17 protein-coding genes and 1 tRNA gene are annotated in these 16355 nt (G+C 62.8%); 8 read left to right on the top strand and 10 right to left on the bottom strand.

Annotated features, from left to right (window positions below; genetic code table 11):
- Complete coding sequence (locus tag NLM25_RS02085; RefSeq protein WP_254135847.1) at positions 1-2316, bottom strand: TonB-dependent siderophore receptor; 2316 nt, start codon at positions 2314-2316, stop codon at positions 1-3.
- A gap of 205 nt (positions 2317-2521) precedes the next feature.
- Here NLM25_RS02085 and NLM25_RS44085 point away from each other — a divergent pair, with 205 nt between their 5' ends.
- Positions 2522-3460, top strand: coding sequence for a helix-turn-helix transcriptional regulator (locus tag NLM25_RS44085; protein WP_254135846.1), 939 nt, complete (start codon positions 2522-2524; stop codon positions 3458-3460).
- Between the two features lie 91 nt (positions 3461-3551).
- Here the strand turns inward: NLM25_RS44085 and NLM25_RS02075 are convergent, their stop codons facing one another.
- A complete protein-coding gene (locus NLM25_RS02075; RefSeq protein ID WP_254135845.1) occupies positions 3552-4775 on the bottom strand; it encodes an MFS transporter in 1224 nt (407 codons plus the stop codon).
- Between the two features lie 279 nt (positions 4776-5054).
- Positions 5055-5141: transfer RNA gene (locus NLM25_RS02070), tRNA-Leu, on the bottom strand.
- A 149-nt stretch (positions 5142-5290) separates the two neighbouring features.
- Here NLM25_RS02070 and NLM25_RS02065 point away from each other — a divergent pair.
- The gene (locus tag NLM25_RS02065) at positions 5291-6256 is read left to right on the top strand and encodes a complex I NDUFA9 subunit family protein (RefSeq protein WP_254135844.1); all 966 of its coding nucleotides are present in this window, start codon (positions 5291-5293) and stop codon (positions 6254-6256) included.
- A gap of 55 nt (positions 6257-6311) precedes the next feature.
- Here NLM25_RS02065 and NLM25_RS02060 read toward each other — a convergent pair whose 3' ends face one another.
- The 3 genes from NLM25_RS02060 to NLM25_RS02050 form a co-directional block, all read right to left on the bottom strand.
- Positions 6312-7052 carry an SDR family oxidoreductase gene (locus tag NLM25_RS02060; protein WP_254135843.1) on the bottom strand — a complete coding sequence of 247 codons (741 nt, stop codon included), beginning with the start codon at positions 7050-7052 and terminating at the stop codon, positions 6312-6314.
- A gap of 3 nt (positions 7053-7055) precedes the next feature.
- Complete coding sequence (locus NLM25_RS02055; protein ID WP_254135842.1) at positions 7056-8387, bottom strand: FAD-binding oxidoreductase; 1332 nt, start codon at positions 8385-8387, stop codon at positions 7056-7058.
- 101 nt (positions 8388-8488) lie between these two features.
- Complete coding sequence (locus NLM25_RS02050) at positions 8489-9295, bottom strand: undecaprenyl-diphosphate phosphatase (RefSeq protein ID WP_254135841.1); 807 nt, start codon at positions 9293-9295, stop codon at positions 8489-8491.
- A gap of 169 nt (positions 9296-9464) precedes the next feature.
- Between NLM25_RS02050 and NLM25_RS02045 the strand changes: the two genes are divergently transcribed.
- The 3 genes from NLM25_RS02045 to NLM25_RS02035 all read left to right on the top strand — a co-directional run bounded on the left by NLM25_RS02045 (position 9465) and on the right by NLM25_RS02035 (position 12250).
- Positions 9465-10157, top strand: a complete 693-nt coding sequence (locus tag NLM25_RS02045; RefSeq protein ID WP_212484983.1) for a glutathione S-transferase family protein — start codon at positions 9465-9467, stop codon at positions 10155-10157.
- Entirely contained in the window at positions 10106-11281 is a 1176-nt protein-coding gene (gene queG, locus NLM25_RS02040) for a tRNA epoxyqueuosine(34) reductase QueG (RefSeq protein ID WP_254135840.1), read from the top strand. Before NLM25_RS02045 ends, queG begins: the two co-directional genes overlap by 52 nt.
- A gap of 180 nt (positions 11282-11461) precedes the next feature.
- Positions 11462-12250 carry an acyl-CoA thioesterase domain-containing protein gene (locus tag NLM25_RS02035; RefSeq protein WP_254135839.1) on the top strand — a complete coding sequence of 263 codons (789 nt, stop codon included), beginning with the start codon at positions 11462-11464 and terminating at the stop codon, positions 12248-12250.
- Positions 12251-12261: 11 nt separating this feature from the next.
- On the opposite strand, the gene NLM25_RS02030 is transcribed toward NLM25_RS02035, so the two are convergent.
- Positions 12262-12729: a nuclear transport factor 2 family protein gene (locus tag NLM25_RS02030; RefSeq protein WP_254135838.1), complete on the bottom strand. Its 468-nt coding sequence runs from the start codon at positions 12727-12729 to the stop codon at positions 12262-12264.
- A gap of 171 nt (positions 12730-12900) precedes the next feature.
- The gene (locus NLM25_RS02025) at positions 12901-13716 is read right to left on the bottom strand and encodes a carboxylesterase (RefSeq protein WP_254135837.1); all 816 of its coding nucleotides are present in this window, start codon (positions 13714-13716) and stop codon (positions 12901-12903) included.
- A 251-nt stretch (positions 13717-13967) separates the two neighbouring features.
- Between NLM25_RS02025 and infC the strand changes: the two genes are divergently transcribed.
- Positions 13968-14507 carry a translation initiation factor IF-3 gene (infC, locus tag NLM25_RS02020; RefSeq protein ID WP_071917037.1) on the top strand — a complete coding sequence of 180 codons (540 nt, stop codon included), beginning with the start codon at positions 13968-13970 and terminating at the stop codon, positions 14505-14507.
- A 63-nt stretch (positions 14508-14570) separates the two neighbouring features.
- Here infC and NLM25_RS02015 read toward each other — a convergent pair whose 3' ends face one another.
- Positions 14571-14966, bottom strand: coding sequence for a hypothetical protein (locus tag NLM25_RS02015; protein ID WP_254135836.1), 396 nt, complete (start codon positions 14964-14966; stop codon positions 14571-14573).
- A 274-nt stretch (positions 14967-15240) separates the two neighbouring features.
- Between NLM25_RS02015 and rpmI the strand changes: the two genes are divergently transcribed.
- Both rpmI and rplT read left to right on the top strand, forming a co-directional pair.
- Positions 15241-15441, top strand: a complete 201-nt coding sequence (gene rpmI, locus NLM25_RS02010) for a 50S ribosomal protein L35 (protein WP_008539890.1) — start codon at positions 15241-15243, stop codon at positions 15439-15441.
- Positions 15442-15521: 80 nt separating this feature from the next.
- Positions 15522-15881 carry a 50S ribosomal protein L20 gene (gene rplT / locus NLM25_RS02005; protein WP_011083533.1) on the top strand — a complete coding sequence of 120 codons (360 nt, stop codon included), beginning with the start codon at positions 15522-15524 and terminating at the stop codon, positions 15879-15881.
- A 48-nt stretch (positions 15882-15929) separates the two neighbouring features.
- Here the strand turns inward: rplT and NLM25_RS02000 are convergent, their stop codons facing one another.
- Positions 15930-16337, bottom strand: a complete 408-nt coding sequence (locus NLM25_RS02000; protein WP_254141095.1) for a hypothetical protein — start codon at positions 16335-16337, stop codon at positions 15930-15932.
- Between the last annotated feature and the right edge of the window lie 18 nt (positions 16338-16355).

The raw sequence follows: 16355 nt of genomic DNA, 5'->3' as shown, positions 1-16355 counted from the left end.
TCACTTCCTGTACAGGACCGGCGTAACCGGAGGAGGCGGGGGCGTCAGGTCCGCGCTGAGCGTAAGCCGGAAGGTACGCGGCATCCCCTGTTGCAGCGACCCTTGCCCCGTCGAGGCCCAATAATTCAGGTCCGTAACGTTCTCGACATTGAAGCGCGCATTCCAGAGAATTTTCTCGTAGACCCACGAATAACGTGCACCAAGGTCAAGACGGGTCCACTCGGGGATCCACTGGAGATTGGCCTGATCGTAATATTGCTTCGACGTGTAGATCACGCGCGCACTCGTCGTGAAGCCCGGCGCAAACCACCAGTCGTACTCGCCACCGATGTTGATCGAGACATCAGGCACGCCCGGCGCCTTCTTTCCGTCGAACGCGCCGTTGGCTGTCTTGGTGAGAACGCCGTCGAGCAGCGTGAAGCCGCCAAGAATGCGGGCACCCGGCGCCACTTCACCGAATACATTGTAGTCAATGCCGCGGTTCCGCTGTTCACCGTTGAAGCCAAAAATCAAATTGGCATCAAGGAAGGCATTGGGCCTGGTGATTTCAAAGAAAGCCAGCGACATGCCAATGGTGCCCAGATCGAGCTTGGCACCGGTCTCGATCTGCTTTGACAGGCCAGGCGGCAGCACTCGATCGGGATTGTTGAGTGCATTGTTCGGCGTTGTGGCGGTGAAACCGAAGCCTTCGGCGTAACTGACGTAAAGAGAAAGAGGCTTGACCGGCTTTACGATGAGTGCACCGAGCGGCGAGGTTCTCACTCCGGCTTCGGAGCTGGTGAAAACGCCCGTGGGTCCAAAAGTGTCCGTCCTCAATGACTGGTAACGAGCACCGACCAGAAGCTGCAGCCGTTCATCCAGAACCGACAATGTATCGGTCACCGCCGCACTATCTGCGAACAGATGCTGACGGCTTGCGGCCGTTCCGGAGAACGTCGGTCGCGGGTAGTATGTCGGGTTGTACAGGTTGGATACGAAGACGGGTCCGTTAACGAAACCGCCGAATTCCTGATTGCTGTTATACGACGTGCCAACGACCGAAATGGCGTGCTGGACCGGACCTATCTGAACCTTGCCCCGAACGCCGACTTCTCCCGTCCACTGCTCTTGGACGGCGCCACCGACCTGCGACGTGGAAGCCGTTTGAGTGATGTCGCCAGCCGCGTTGACGATCCGACCAGTGGTCCCGAAGCCGCCGTTCTTCTGGTTCGAGCCACCAACTGCAGCAAACAGAGTCCAGTTCGGCAGCACATCATATTCGGCGCGAGCAAGCGCGTATCGGCTCTCGCTGTAGGATCGTTCCCACGGCTGCGCGATGCCCCTGCTGAGGTCGGGTGCGCGAGGAATAGCAAAGCCGGGCGCGACGGTGAAAGAACCGCTCGGCGCCTTGATCATATCGTTTTGATAGCCGACATCCAGGCTGGCACGGAAGCGGTCGCCCCGATAGTCGAGACCTACGCTGCCAAACCCGGTTTCGAGATTCTGATTATCGACCGGCGTCCCTCCATTGCGGTACAGGCCGTTGGCGCGAACACCAAATTCATTGGCCTCGCCATAGCGGCGACCCACGTCGAATGCGGTCCCGACGTTTGAATTGGACATGTACTGAGCGGCAATGCGCGTGATCGGATAGTCGGTGGCGCGTTTGGGGATCATGTTGATCACACCACCCACGTTGCCGGACGGTGAGAAGCCGTAGAGGAGTGCAGACGGGCCGTTCAGAACCTCTACGCGCTCAATGCCCTCCAATGCGGGACGATAGATTGGAACGATGCCGTACAGACCATCGAACCCAACCTCACGTGCATTGAACAGAAAACCTCGAATGAAGTAGTTCTGCTGACCGGTGAAACTCGACTGGAGCTGACGAACAGAAGGGTTGTTGGCGACAACGTCGGCGATTGTCTGCGCTTGCTGATCTCGGATCAGTTGAGAGGTGTAACTGGTTACGGTGAATGGCGTATCAAAAATGCTCTTGTTGCCAAGCAGACCAAGTCGTGCACCGCTTGCCACCTGTCCACCGGCATAAGGCGCGGGCGGTGTGCCGATGACGTGTGTCGTGCCCGTCGTTGGCCTGGCCGCCGCAGCTATCGCGGGATTGACCGCCGGCTGGCTCTGAACGGGCGCACGGCGAGCTGCTGATTGTGTTGCCCGACGAGTCGGCGCCGTCCTCGCATTAGGTCGCTGTTTCGGCGCGTCCACCGTGACGGGCGGCAACGTGCTGGATTGCGCCTTTACCTCGCTGGCCAACCCGAAAGCCAAATAGCTGGCCGCGCTCAAAAGAAGCCCACGCGACAGATACCCAACGCCACTCATTCTCGCCCCCAAAGACACCCAGAACCTGTTGCTCACACCTGCAACTGCGTCTGGGTCTATCGAGGCTCTCTCGTCAGTTCATCCGTACGAACATTAGAATACCTGCAAAGTCATATGTGATCCGGCCAAGGCGTATGATAAAAAGACAAATCGTTCAGAGCTGTACAATTTCAGATATATGTCACTCCCTTCGAAGCCGATTTACGTGAGCGACATTCTGGCTCTTTCGAGGCCTGATCGAAAAGTCTCGCTCGAAACGTCGAAGGCAGACGACGTGGACGATGTGCTCGGTTACGGCTGGCTCGTTGACGCCGACGTACAGCCGGGACTTGTCGCCTTCGCTGCGGAGTATGTCAGCCACGAGGACTACACGATCTGCATGGAGTCGCAGCCTCGCTGCATGATTTCTCTCTACATGGGCGATGGGCATAGAGCAGAATTTGGTCGACGCGAGGAGCGGCTACCCAGCGGTCATTTCAGCATCGTTTCACTCGATGAAACTACGCCGACCAGACTTTATCGGGGAGAGCGGGGTAATCAGCGACGTTGCTCTGTCTTCCTGGATCAAGAATGGATCAACTCCGGCTCGATTGAGAGATATGATGACTCAGGCGTCATCAAGAAAGTTCTCTCCCAGCCCGGTCTCTTCCAAAGTGCCGCCGCGTCGCCTCAAATGCTGACTGCGGCTTCTCGACTATTCGCAGCTTCCTGCTGGAATGGGCCCTTGACTGTGCTCCGTCGCGAGGCGGCCGCGCTGGGCTTTTTTGCCGAAGCCTTTGCCGAACTCGAAAGCCTGCAACTCCGCGTTCCCGCCGGTATCGATGTGGCTCGCATGATGCGCGTGAAGGAGTCGCTCGACAACCTTCTGCCGGGCGAAGAAGTCAGGCTCATTGAACTGGCCGCAGTGCACGATATGAGCGTCCGGACTCTCAGCCGTCAATTTCGACGAACCTTCGACAAGACCGTATTGGGATATGTCGCCGAGCGGCGCATGGACTCGGCTCGCGTCGCGCTCGAACGAGATGAAATGACGATCGATCAAGCCGCTTACTTCGCTGGCTTTTCTCACACGACCAATTTCTCGCTGGCCTTTCGGCGGCGCTATGGTTATCCGCCCGGCAAAGCTAGGAGCCACCGGTCCTAAGTGCTCGTTTCGCAATCGGCACGGACCATGCGGAGGTCCGCTTTCAAAATGGTCCATCAACGGCGAGTGAGATGGGTCAGCCTTCAAACTCTCAAGAGGCCTTGGTTCTGCGAAGAACCGGAAACGCAAGGCCGGATGCAATCGTTGCGGTCGCACTCATCAAACCGCCGATGACGATTGCCGCCGACGGTCCAAGGAAACCCGCAACCGTCGCAGTGTAGATGTTTCCCAAGGCGGGGCCCATCAATGCCTGGGTTAGCCATATGCCGTTGACGCGACCACGCAGATGGCTGGGTGTATTTGCCTGAACAAGCGCGGTACGAATTATCTCGGATGTCGCATCTGCAAACCCGGCGATTGCAAGACACGCGATTGCCAGGACCACTGTCGCACTGAGGCCGAAAGCAGTAATTGCGACGGGCCACATCAGCGCCGCCAGGAGCAACCATCTTCCCGGGCGAGTCGTCCGACCGATCCAGCCGCTGAGGAGAGACGCAAGTAGCGCGCCTGTCGCGGGCGCCGAATACAGTAGACCCGCCGTTTCAGGTCCACCTCCAAACACACCGCCGGCAAGATTCGGAATCAGCGAGAAGGGAGTCGCAAACAGCATCGCCGCAAAATCGATCGTTAGCACGGCGCAGATGATTGGCGACGTTCTGACGAACGCCAGGGCCTCCGACATCGATGCGTGGTAGCTCGGTCCAACGACGCCCACTACCTGCATTCTCGAAAGCGAAAGCGACAGGGCGCCTCCAGACAGCGCAACAACGGACCCGACAGCATACACTGTAGTCTCGCCAAACGATCCCATCAGGAATCCGGCCGCTATCGGCGAAAGAACGCCAGCTATCCGACCAGCGATCGTATTGAGAGCGCCAATTGCTGCGAACTGATGCGGAGCCACGAGCGTGGCTGCGGCTGCCATCGCCGCCGGGGCGGAAAGTCCCTGGCCGGCGCCCGCGAATGCTGCGATGAAAAAGAGCGCCACCAAAGACGGCTTGTCCGCACATGCATTGATGGCGAGAGCGAGCATCAGAATCGATACGAAGGCACCCGTTCCGGCTATGAGAAATCGCTTGTCGAGGCGATCTGCAAGATAGCCGCCAACCAGCAACCCCGACACCATTGCGACCGAGCGAAGCGCTCCGACAAGTCCGACCGCCACCGGACCGGCCAGCGCATGGACCTGGAGGAACAGTGAGGTGCCGACAAGCTCGCCTGCGAACATGGCAAGCAGACCAGCGGTATAAAGACGGCCGAACTGCCGGCTGCTCTTCAGCGGTGAAAGGTCGATCGCGATCGTCGAAAGAGACATTGCCCGCCGCGCCCTAGGCTGCCGCGAGCGCTTTGCGCGTCTCGACCTCGCTGGGCCTCGAGGCGCGGAGAGAGAGCCGGACGACCTGAGCGCACACGCCAGGCGTCACGACAACGTCAGCGGGACCACGCCGGACGACAATCCAAAAATGAGACGCACCCCGGCGCATCGGCCGAACAACCCCCAACAGCGATGTTGCACCCCAACATTACACCATCGGGGCCGCGCAACACCCTGAAAGGGCTTATCTATCTGGATCTACATATTTTCCAGAATCAATGGTGCCCAGGAAAGGACTCGAACCTTCACGGCCGTTAAGCCACTGGCACCTGAAGCCAGCGCGTCTACCAATTCCACCACCTGGGCATGCCGTTTGGGCACGGAGGCGGTTACTACGGTTCGGTGACGCGGTTGTCAAATGATGCTTGGAGGGTGCGTGGGGATGCGGATTGCGCATCGCAAACCGGACCGATACAAGCCTGATAACACGCACTCTTCCTGCAGGATTGGCTCCCATGGCATCGAATCTGGAAACTCTCGTCACGGTTTTCGGCGGATCGGGGTTTTTGGGCCGGAATGTCGTCCGCGCGCTGTGCCGGCGGGATTACCGGGTCCGGGTCGCGGTGCGGCGGCCGGAACTGGCCGGATACCTCCAGCCATCGGGGCGGGTCGGGCAGGTCCACATCGTGCAGTCGAATTTGCGCTATCCGGCCTCGGTCGAGGCGGCGCTGCGTGATTCGCATGTCGTGATCAATCTGGTCGGCATCCTCGCGGAGGGCGGCGCGCAGAGCTTTGACGCCGTCCAGGCCAAGGGTGCCGAGACCGTGGCCAAGGCGGCCGCGGCGGCAGGTAGCCGCCTGGTGCATGTCTCCGCGATCGGCGCCGATGCCGAATCGCCCTCGCACTATGCCAGGGCCAAGGCGGCCGGGGAGGCGGCGGTATTGGCCGCCGTGCCGTCGGCCACGATCTTCCGCCCCTCCGTGATGTTCGGCCCCGAGGACCAGTTCACCAACCGCTTCGCCGCGCTGGCGCGGATGTCGCCGGTGCTGCCGCTGATCGGCGAGAGTACCCGGATGCAGCCGGTCTATGTCGGCGACGTCGCCACCGCGATCGCGGACGCCGTCGACGGCAAGGCCAAGGCGGGCGCGACCTACGAGCTCGGCGGGCCGGAAGTGCTGACCATGCGCGAGATCATCGAGGCCATTCTCGCGATCACCGACCGTAAGCGGATGCTGGTGCCGCTGCCGTTCGGCCTCGCCCGGTTCCAGGCTAATTTCCTGCAATTCGCCCCGGGCGCGTTCAAGCTGACGCCGGACCAGGTCACGCTGCTCGCGCGCGACAATGTCGTGTCGGACGCGGCCAAGGCCGCAGGGCTGACACTCGAAGGCCTCGGCATATCGGCCGATTCGCTGGAGGCGATCGCCCCGCAATATCTCTGGCGTTTCCGCTCCGCCGGGCAGTTCCAGCGCATGAGCGTGTGAGGCCTTTCTTTACCTCGCCCCGCTTGCGGGGAGAGGGAGCAGACCGCCTCTGCGGCTAGAACTTCAGCTTCTTGAACACCGCCTCCGGCAGCGTCTTGATGATCAGCATCACGAGGCGCCACTTGCCGCTGACATAGACGACGTCGGTCTTGCTCTCGACGGCCCGAAGGATCGCATCGCCGACGACAGGCGCTTCGACGGTGAGCGGGCCGATCAGCTTCATGCCTTCCGTCATTTTGGTGCGGACGAATCCTGGCTTCACCGTGACGACGTGCACGCCGCCGCGGCTCGCACGCGCGCGCAGGCCGGACAGGAACGCGGAGAAGCCGGCCTTGGCCGAGCCGTAGACATAGTTCGAAGCGCGGCCGCGATCGCCGGCAACGGACGACACGCCGACGATCGTACCGGTGCCGCGGCCTAAAAACTTTTCCGCGAACAGGCCGAGGATCAGCGACGGGCCTTCGTAGTTGGAGCGCATGATCGTGGTGGCATGCGCGAGGTCGCTCTCGGCGTTTTGCTGCACACCCAGCAAGCCGACGATCGAGATCACGACATCGGGCAACGCCGGAAGGCCGCTGACAAAGCTATCGAACGACGCGGTATCGAGCACGTCGAATTTGTGGAGGCCGACCTCGACATTGGAGCGCGCGCGCAGATCGGCGGCGTCAGGCTCCAGCGCGGCGACGTCGCGGCCCGCGAGGCCCACATCGTACCCCGCCTTGGCGAATGCGCGCGCCGCGGCGCGGCCGATATCGGAGGAGCCACCGAGCACCAGAACGGTCTTGCGTGACGTCACGGCTTAAACCTCATCGAACAGGCGTTGTGAAAGTTTCGAGCGGATGGCCCCGGCGGGATCGAGCGATTTGCGGATCGCCTTGAAGCGCGACAGAGCGGGATAGCCGGCCTCGAACGTCGCGCGCGACTGACGCGCATCCTTGGCCAGATAAAGCCGGCCGCCGGCGGCGACGACCAGGCGGTCGATCTCGTCGAGGAAATTCAGGATGTCGCCCTTCACCGGGAAATCCAGCGCCAGCGTGTAGCCGGGCAGCGGGAACGACAGGATGCCGTCGCCCTGGCCGAGCTTTTTGAGCACCGCGAGGAAGGAGGCATCGCCGCGCCGGGCAACGCGGTCGAGGATCTCGCCGAGCACGGCGCGCGCGCCGGCTTCCGGGATCACGCATTGATGCTGGAGGAAGCCGCGCCGGCCATAGATGCGATTCCAACCACTGAGGCTGTCGAGCGGGAAGAAATACGGATAGAGCGAGACCACATGGTTGCCGCCGGCGCGCCGCGCGCCCATGCGGTAGTAGAGCTCGTTGAAGGCGCGGATGCTGTAGCGGTTCAGCGTCATCGACGGCAGATCGACGGGCACCGCGAGGCCGGGATCCTTGCCGGCGGGAAACGCAGCGGCACCTTCGGCAAGCTCGTCTCTGCCGGCGTGCTCGCCGAGATAGATCAGCGAGCGGCCGAGATCGCGCCCGCGTGCCGCGCAATCGATCCAGGCCACCGAATAGGTCGCGGAATCGCTCGCCTCGAGCGCGCGCATGGCGGCATCGAGATCGGACGCGGAGATCACCCGCTCGCGAATCCACCCGGTCTCGACCGGCCGGAGCCGCATCGTCGCTTCCAGGATCACGCCGGTGAGGCCCATGCCGCCGACGGTCGCGAAGAAGGCATCCGAATTCTGCTCGCGCGAGGCTTCGATGGTCTCGCTCTGCCCGGTGCGCAGCAAGATGCTGTCGACATAGCGGCCGAAACCGCCCTCGCAATGATGGTTCTTGCCGTGCACGTCGGCGGCGATGGCGCCGCCAACCGAGACGAAGCGCGTGCCCGGCACGACGAACGGCAGGAAGCCGCGCGGGCCGAACGTGTCGATCAGATCAGACAGCAGCACGCCGGCTTCGAGACGGAGACGCCCGGTCGCGGGATCGAACGACCGGACCCGGTCGAACCCGGTCATCCCGATCGTCCTGACGGCGCCGATCGCGGCATCGCCATAGGCGCGGCCGTTGCCCCGCGCCACCGAGCCGGTCACCCTGGCGACAGCCTCACCCACCGCCTCGAACGAGCGCGGACGCAGCACATCGCTATCGACGACCGGGAAACGCCCCCAGCCGCTGACAAGGGTCATGGTTCAGCTCCTGTGCGGGGCGCGCGCCGCCCTGCTCTGGAAACTGCCTACCCATCAAAAGCTTATATTGCGTTGAGGCGCGTCAGTTGGTTTTCGAAAAGTTAACGGCCGAGCGCCAGCGCGATCAGGCCGAGCGTGCCGACGATGACGCGCCACCAGGCGAACACCGCAAACCCGTGGCGGGTGACGTACCCCAGGAACGTCTTCACCACGATGATCGCGGTGATGAACGACACCACGAAGCCGATCGCGACGACGCCCATGTGATCCATCGTCATCTCGGAGCGGTTCTTGTAGAAGTCGTAGGCGAACGCGCCGATCATGGTGGGGATGGCGAGGAAGAACGAGAACTCCGCCGCCGCACGCTTGTCGGCGCCCAAAAACATCGCGGCGACGATGCTGGCGCCGGAGCGCGACACGCCCGGGATCATGGCGACGCACTGCGCGATGCCGATATAGAGATACATCATCAGCGGAAATTTGGTGGCGTCATGCTCGCGCGCCTTGAGATCGAGCCGATCGACCCACAACAGGATGGCGCCGCCGACGATCAGCGAGAAGCACACCACCCACGGATTGAACAGCAAGCTCTTGATGTATTTGCCGGCGATCAGACCGACGATCACGGCGGGGAGGAACGCCACCAGCACGCCGATCACGAAGCGGCGCGCATAGGCGTCGCCCGTGAACATGCCGATCGCGACGTCCCACAATTTCTTGAAGTACAGCACGACGATCGCGAGGATCGCGCCGAGCTGGATCAGAACGGTAAACGAATCCCAGAACGCGCCTTCGCCGAGATGGAAGAAGCGCTCCGCGAGCAGAAGGTGGCCGGTCGAGGACACGGGAAGGAACTCGGTCACACCCTCGATGATGCCGAGGATCACTGCCCGTATTGCATCTGACATATTTACGGTCCATTTCCGCTGGAAAAGCGGGGCTCTTCTCGCCTATTCGCCCTTCTCTCGCAATCGCAAAATGCGGCATCACGCTCTTGCCTCGCGGTTTTGAAGGACTAGTGTGGCGCCGCACAAACATTGATGGATTCTTAAGCACCATCAAATAGTCAAAGGCTTCATGTTTACGCTGTTTCATCATCCGTTCTGCCCGCATTCGCGCTTCATTCGTCTGATCGCGGGCGAATACGGGCTCGACCTGAAGCTGGTCGAGGAGCGCAGCTGGGAGCGGCGCGAGGCGTTTCTGCTGCTCAATGCGGCCGGCACCACGCCTGTCCTGGTGGACGACGAGCAGCCGCCCATACCGGGCGGGGCCATCATCGCCGAATATGTCGACGAGGCCTATGGCGCCGAGATGGGACCGAAGCGCCTGATGCCGGAGACGGTCGCCGAGCGCGTCGAGGTCCGCCGGCTGATGGCCTGGTTCAACGAAAAGTTCTTCGAGGAGGTCTCGCATCCTCTCGTCACCGAACGCATCTACAAGCGCTTCATGAGCGAGGAGAACGGCGGCGGTGCGCCCTCGGCCGACGTGATGCGAGCCGCCAAGGCAAACGTGCGCTATCATCTGGCCTATATCGGCTGGCTGGCGCAGACGCGTAACTTCCTCGCCGGCGACCGGCTCACTTACGCGGATCTCGCCGCCGCAGCGCATCTCTCGGCGATCGACTATCTGGGCGACGTGCCATGGAGCGAGGACGACGCAGCAAAGGCGTGGTACGCGCGGGTGAAATCCCGCCCGTCGTTCCGCCCGCTGCTGAGCGAATGGCTGGCCGGCGTGCCGGCATCGCGGACCTACGTGGACCTCGACTTCTGAACTCCGACCCGACTGAACTGAAGACGGCGCTGGCGCACGAGGCGAAAGCGCTCGGCTTCGACTGCATCGGCATCACCGAGCCCGGCACGATCGAGAACGCCGGCAAGCATTTCCTCGAATTCATTGCCGCGGGCGGGCATGGCGACATGGACTGGCTCGCCGCAAGCCCTGAGCGCCGGGTCGATCCGCGCGGGCTGTGGCAGGACGTGCGCAGCGTCATCATGCTCGGCGTCAATTACGGGCCCGACCGGGATCCGCTCGCGATCCTGCAGCAGCGCACGCGCGCGGCGATCTCGGTCTATGCGCAAGGCGACGACTATCACGACATCATCAAGAAACGCCTGAAGGCACTGGCGCGCTGGCTGGTCGCGACCGCGCCATCGGACGTGAAGGTGTTCGTCGACACCGCGGCGGTGATGGAGAAGCCGCTCGCGCAAGCCGCGCATCTGGGCTGGCAGGGCAAGCACACCAATCTCGTCTCGCGCGAGTTCGGCTCCTGGCTGTTTCTCGGTGCGATCTACACCACGCTCGATCTGCCGCGCGACACCGCGGAGATCGATCATTGCGGCTCGTGCCAGGCGTGTCTCGACATCTGCCCGACCGCCGCGTTTCCAGCGCCGTACAAGCTCGATGCACGGCGCTGCATCTCGTATCTGACCATCGAGAACAAGGGGCCGATCCCGCGAGAATTTCGCAAGGCGATCGGCAACCGCATCTATGGTTGCGACGATTGCCTCGCCGCGTGTCCATGGAACAAGTTCGCGCAAGAGGGACGCGAGGCGAAGCTGGCCGCGCGCGACGAGTTGCGCGCGCCGACGCTTGCGGAGTTGTCGCGGCTCGACGACACCGCGTTTCGCGCGCTGTTCACGAAATCGCCGGTCAAGCGCATCGGGCGCGATCGCTTTTTGCGGAACGTGCTGATCGCGATCGGCAACTCCGGAGACGGGACGCTGGCGGAAGAGGCGCGGCGATTGTTGGAGGATGCAAGCCCGCTGGTGCGTGGCGCCGCGGTGTGGGCGCTCGGGCAGTTGGTCGAGCGGGAAGCGTTCGAAACGATGAGGCTGACTGTCGCAAATAGCGAGCCCGACGAAAACGTGCGCGAGGAATGGCGCGCAGTGCCCTAGCAGCTCGCTCTCTCCCCTCATCCTGAGGAGCGCGGAACGCGCGTCTCGAAGGATCGAGGCCGAGCTGCGAGAGCCGGGCCTGCATCCTTCGAGACGGCACTTCGCGCCTCCTCAGGATGAGGATTGTAGACCTTGATTTCCCCGCCCATTCCCGCAAAGTCGCGCACCATGACAACAAGCATGCCTTTCTTCACCCGCGACGGCGATACATTCCATCCGACGGAAGTGGCCAACGGTCCCTGGGATCCGAAATCGCTGCACGGGCGCGTCATCATCGGCCTGCTCGGCTTCGCCATCGAGGAGCGCCATTCCGGTCCCGAATTCGTACCTGCACGGCTCACGGTCGACATGTTTCGGCTGCCGACCATCGACAAGCCGATCGAGGTAACGACGCGGCTGGTGCGCGACGGAATGCGCATCCGCGTGGTCGAGGCCGAATTCTTCTCGGGCGGCGTCAGCATGGCGCGCGCCTCGTGCCAGCTGCTGCGGCGGACGCAAAACCCCGAAGGCAACGTCTGGTCGCCGCCGAACTGGGACGTGCCGAAGCCATCAGACATCCCGAAGCCGACCGATCCCCGGCTCGGCATGAACGGCAAATGGACGACGCGCCCCATTGTTGGCCATATGGGCTCGCTCGGTCCGCGAAAACTCTGGATGAGCGAGGTGCGCGAACTGGTGGCGGGCGCGCCGATGACGCCGTTCGTGCATGTCGCTGTCGGTGCCGATTTCGCCAGTCCCTTCGCGAACGCCGGCGACAAGGGGCTGGGCTACATCAACAGCGACGTCACGATCTATCTGCATCGCCTGCCGGTGACGAAGTGGATCGGCTTCGACGTGGTGAATCACCAGGCGACCGACGGCGTCGCGATCGGCGAATGCTGGCTCTATGACGAGCAGGGGCCGATCGGCACCGCCACGGTCGCGGCGCTGGCGCAGCGCAAGCCGATGGCGAAGCCACCGCCGCCGTAAGGGCTCTGCCGTCAGCCCAGATGCCGCTTCATCTCCGGCCGCGCCTTGAGCTCCGCGCCCTGCTTGCCGACGATCTTCGCGATCCGCTCCGGCGCGAACTTCAAATCGACAAACGCCGGCGCGGTGTTGGCGACCTCGTGATAGCTGACGATCCTGCCGTCGCGCAGCGTCATGATCGCGACGCCCTCGAACATCGCGCGCGCGCCGTTCGCTTCCGGCAGGGTCGAGCGATAGCTGAAGGTGTAGCGCGCATAGAGCGTGGCGCCGTCAGTGACGGGGTCGTGCATGTCCCAGCGAAAATCGGTCGCCGTGCGATAGAACCAGTCGTCGACCATCGCCGCGATTTTGGAGCGGCCTTCGAAGGCGCCGTAGAACACGTCGTGATAGACACCGTCCTCGGTGAACAGCTCGGCGAACGCTCGGCCGTTGCGTTGCTCGACCGCGTCGCAGAAGGCGCGCAGCATGGCGGTGGTGGTCATTGAATTGCCTCCCGGTGTTCTTCTTTCCCTCTCCCCTTGTGGGAGAGGGTGGATCAATTGCGCTTTGCGCGATTGAGACGGGTGAGGGGTCTGTCTCCGCGGAAAGAACCCCTCATCCGGCTTCGCTTCGCGAAGCCACCTTCTCCCACAAGGGGAGAAGGAAGAGAACTGTCACCCGATCTCGGCGACCGCGGCAAGGATGCGCGCGATGTCCTGCGGGCGGGACAGGCGGTGATCGCCGTCCTGGATCATGGTCAGCACGACGTCGTCGGCCGGCAGGCGATGTGTCAATGCGAATGCGTGCTGCCACGGCACATCGGGATCCTGCGCTCCTTGCAGGATGCGGACGGGACAGCCGAGATCGATGGCACCGCCAAGCAGCAAATGATTGCGGCCCTCCTCGATCAGATTCCGCGTGATCGGATAGGGCGAGCCGTCACCATAGTCCGACGGCCTCAGCCAGACGCCCTTGGTCTCGATTTCCTTCTTCACCGCGGGCGGAAAATTCTTCCACATCAGCTCCTCAGTAAAGTCGGGCGCCGGCGCGATCAGCACCAGGCCCGCCAGCGACGCCCCGGCTTGCTGTCTCTCTTGTCGCTTCCTGATCTCGCGCGCGAGCAGCAGCGCCATCCAGCCGCCCATGGAGGAGCCGATCAGAACTTGCGGGCCCGCGCAGAACCGCTCGAACACCGCCACGCTCTCCTCCAGCCAGCGCCCGATGGTTCCGTCGGCGAAATCGCCGCCGGATTCGCCGTGGCCGGAATAATCGAACCGGACCACGGCACGGCCGTGGTCCCGGCCCCAGCCGTCCAGCGCCACGGCCTTGCTGCCTTGCATGTCCGACTTGAACCCGCCGAGCCAGACCAGCCCGGGTCCTTGACCGGCTCCTTGACGCGCCGCGCGGCTGCGCACCGCGATCCTGCGTGCGGACGGGCCCTCGCCCACGTCGACGAAGCCGAGCACGGCTTCCGGAATTGCATTGGTCATGGAACGTTTACTCTGGCTGTTTGGTTTGAGCTGTCTGGATGTGTTCCGCGGCACAGCCCGGTATCGGTATTGGCCCTTTGGGACGCTTGCGGAACAGAAGCAAGGTGTCTATGTCGTGCAGCGTGCCTATGGGCGTGACCAAAATGCCTCGCATTTGAGGCTTTTTCGCTTCCCGCACACGCGACTTGCTTGCCGGCAAACGCATCTTCCTTCAAACTAGCCGCCTCTTTCACAACTTTGGAGAACCACCCATTCGCCGTCCCAATAAAGCCCCGCCCGTTGCCAGCAAAGACGGGCCGCGCATCAATGATGATATTCGCAATGCGCAAATCCAGCTGATCGATCAGACCGGTGACAACAAGGGCACGGTCGAAACCGTCATGGCCATCCGCATGGCCCAGGAAGCTGGTATGGATCTCGTCGAGATTTCGCCGAATGTCAGCCCTCCCGTCTGCAAGATTATGGACTACGGGAAGTACAAATATTCCGCCCAGAAAAAGGCCGCCGAAGCCCGCAAGCGGCAGAAGATCGTCGAGATCAAGGAGATCAAGCTCCGCCCGATGATCGACGACCACGATTACGACGTGAAGATGCGCGCGATGCAGCGGTTCTTCGAAGAGGGCGACAAGGTCAAGATCACGCTGCGCTATCGCGGCCGCGAAATGGCGCACCAGGAGATCGGCACCAAGCTTCTGGACAAGATCAAGAACGACGTCGCCGAGCTCGCCAAGGTCGAGCAGGACGCCAGGTTCGAGGGCCGTCAGGTCGTCATGGTGCTGGCACCGCGCTGACGCGGGCTCGTCAGGACTGAAAGTTCAACGGCCCGTCCGGATTTCCGGCGGGCCGTTTGTGTATCAGGACCTGGTCGCATGCCAGGTGCCGCTGCAGCGGTCGCCGGAAATGATGCCGTTCCAGGAGCCTGCACCGGCCATCCCGCCGAGCCGGCCGCCTCCACTGGCGTGGGACGCGCCGACCGAGACCTGGACCGCGACGGCGCCGCTGCGATTGACCTTGCCGGAGACCCGGCCGCCGCCGGCGGATGACACCCGGCTGCCGCTGACGGTGAAGGGGACGCTGTAACCGGAGCTGCAATTGCCCCGCGTGGTGGCGAAGGTGACATTCCAGACGCCGTCATAGCCGCCGATGCGGGCCTCGGCGGGCGAGGGCAGCGCGGCGGTGGCGAGCAGAGCAAGCAGCGCCAGTCTGCGCGGGCGGGCGAAATCAGAAAGCGATTGGGAAAAATGGGCCATTTTGGTCCTGCTCCAGGCGACACGGCTGGGACATAAGCGGTGGTAACTCCGAATAGTCGGCGGGCAGGTTCTGGCGGTTCATCGTTGCCATTTGGCCTGTCCTCTGTCATAAGCCCAGCCTTCATCGCCCGGCTGATTAAGGGCTGCCGTGGCGGTGTTTCGTGCGGGTTTCGCGCTTGTTCGCAAAAACCTGAGCACAATCAACGCTCTAACGAGCATTTTTGACGGCCAGCCGCCTTCGCGGGCGGACTTCTGTGGCCATTAGGAGAGCCAAATGCCCAAGCTGAAGACCAAATCGGGCGCTAAAAAGCGCTTCAAGGTGACTGCCACCGGCAAAGTGATGCACGCCCAGCGCGGCAAGCGTCACGGCATGATCAAGCGGACGAAGAAGCAGATCCGTCAGCTCCGCGGCACTCGCGTGCTGTTCAAGACCGACGGCGACAACGTCAAGAAGTACTTCTTGCCGAACGCCTGATCGCGTCCACGATCATTGCCAACCGTGCCGCGTATCGCGCGGCAATCCGATAACCAAAGTCATCTCTGAAGGATTTTGTCATGTCTCGCGTCAAACGCGGTGTGACCGCCCACGCCAAGCACAAGAAAGTCTACAAGGCCGCCAAGGGCTTCTATGGCCGCCGCAAGAACACCATCCGCGCCGCCAAGCCGGCCGTGGAAAAGGCCCAGCAATACGCCTTCCGCGATCGCAAGCGCAAGAAGCGCACCTTCCGCGCGCTCTGGATCCAGCGCCTCAACGCCGCTGTGCGTCCGTTCGGCCTGACCTACAGCCGATTTATCGACGGTCTCGCCAAGTCGGGCATCACCGTGGACCGCAAGGTGCTGTCGGATCTCGCGATCAACGAGCCTGCGTCGTTCCAGGCGATCGCCGAGAAGGCCAAGGCTGCGCTGGCCGCCTGAGAGGCCGCTCCGGCTGCCTGAGCAAGTTTTGCTTGAGCAAGGCTTGCGCTAATGGCCGGCTCCGCCGGCCTGCAGCGCTCGTTGGGAGTAGCGCTGGGCGACCTCCGCCCGGCAGAAGGCCGTGGCCGAGATATACATGGTGCCGGACTTGTTCCGGTACTTCCGGTCGCAGACCCGCAACTCGCGCCGATAGCTGAGCTTCTGCGGCGGCTTCGATCGGCCGAGGAAGTCGGCCTCGCACTTCTTCTCGACGACCTCCCCGAATTGCACGTCGCCGCTGGCGCCGTATGAGCAGGCCTCGAACAGTTGCATGGCGCGGTCGCAGCTCGGCGCCGCGTTCAGGACCGCGATGACGTCATCCATCGACGTGGATTTGGCCGGACATTCCTCCGCGGCACGAGCCGCGCTTCCCGTGAGGACCAGGACCAGGCCGACCAGGCAGGATCGCAAACGCATCATCGTCTCCTTCGGCTT

The sequence above is a fragment of the Bradyrhizobium sp. CCGB01 genome (assembly GCF_024199795.1).
Classification (GTDB): Bacteria; Pseudomonadota; Alphaproteobacteria; order Rhizobiales; family Xanthobacteraceae; genus Bradyrhizobium.
The sequence above is the reverse complement of the archived record's forward strand: the minus strand, read 5'-3'. Positions and strand labels throughout refer to the sequence as shown.

Bases quoted from the DNA above. Each gene is read 5' to 3' on its own strand.
- NLM25_RS02085 (WP_254135847.1), bottom strand. From the start codon at position 2,316: ATGAGTGGCGTTGGGTATCTGTCGCGTGGGCTTCTTTTGAGCGCGGCC.
- NLM25_RS02075 (WP_254135845.1), bottom strand. From the start codon at position 4,775: ATGTCTCTTTCGACGATCGCGATCGACCTTTCACCGCTGAAGAGCAGC.
- NLM25_RS02065 (WP_254135844.1), top strand. From the start codon at position 5,291: ATGGCATCGAATCTGGAAACTCTCGTCACGGTTTTCGGCGGATCGGGG.
- NLM25_RS02055 (WP_254135842.1), bottom strand. From the start codon at position 8,387: ATGACCCTTGTCAGCGGCTGGGGGCGTTTCCCGGTCGTCGATAGCGAT.
- NLM25_RS02050 (WP_254135841.1), bottom strand. From the start codon at position 9,295: ATGTCAGATGCAATACGGGCAGTGATCCTCGGCATCATCGAGGGTGTG.
- NLM25_RS02045 (WP_212484983.1), top strand. From the start codon at position 9,465: ATGTTTACGCTGTTTCATCATCCGTTCTGCCCGCATTCGCGCTTCATT.
- queG (WP_254135840.1), top strand. From the start codon at position 10,106: ATGGCTGGCCGGCGTGCCGGCATCGCGGACCTACGTGGACCTCGACTT.
- NLM25_RS02035 (WP_254135839.1), top strand. From the start codon at position 11,462: ATGCCTTTCTTCACCCGCGACGGCGATACATTCCATCCGACGGAAGTG.
- NLM25_RS02030 (WP_254135838.1), bottom strand. From the start codon at position 12,729: ATGACCACCACCGCCATGCTGCGCGCCTTCTGCGACGCGGTCGAGCAA.
- NLM25_RS02025 (WP_254135837.1), bottom strand. From the start codon at position 13,716: ATGACCAATGCAATTCCGGAAGCCGTGCTCGGCTTCGTCGACGTGGGC.
- NLM25_RS02015 (WP_254135836.1), bottom strand. From the start codon at position 14,966: ATGGCCCATTTTTCCCAATCGCTTTCTGATTTCGCCCGCCCGCGCAGA.
- rpmI (WP_008539890.1), top strand. From the start codon at position 15,241: ATGCCCAAGCTGAAGACCAAATCGGGCGCTAAAAAGCGCTTCAAGGTG.
- rplT (WP_011083533.1), top strand. From the start codon at position 15,522: ATGTCTCGCGTCAAACGCGGTGTGACCGCCCACGCCAAGCACAAGAAA.
- NLM25_RS02000 (WP_254141095.1), bottom strand. From the start codon at position 16,337: ATGCGTTTGCGATCCTGCCTGGTCGGCCTGGTCCTGGTCCTCACGGGA.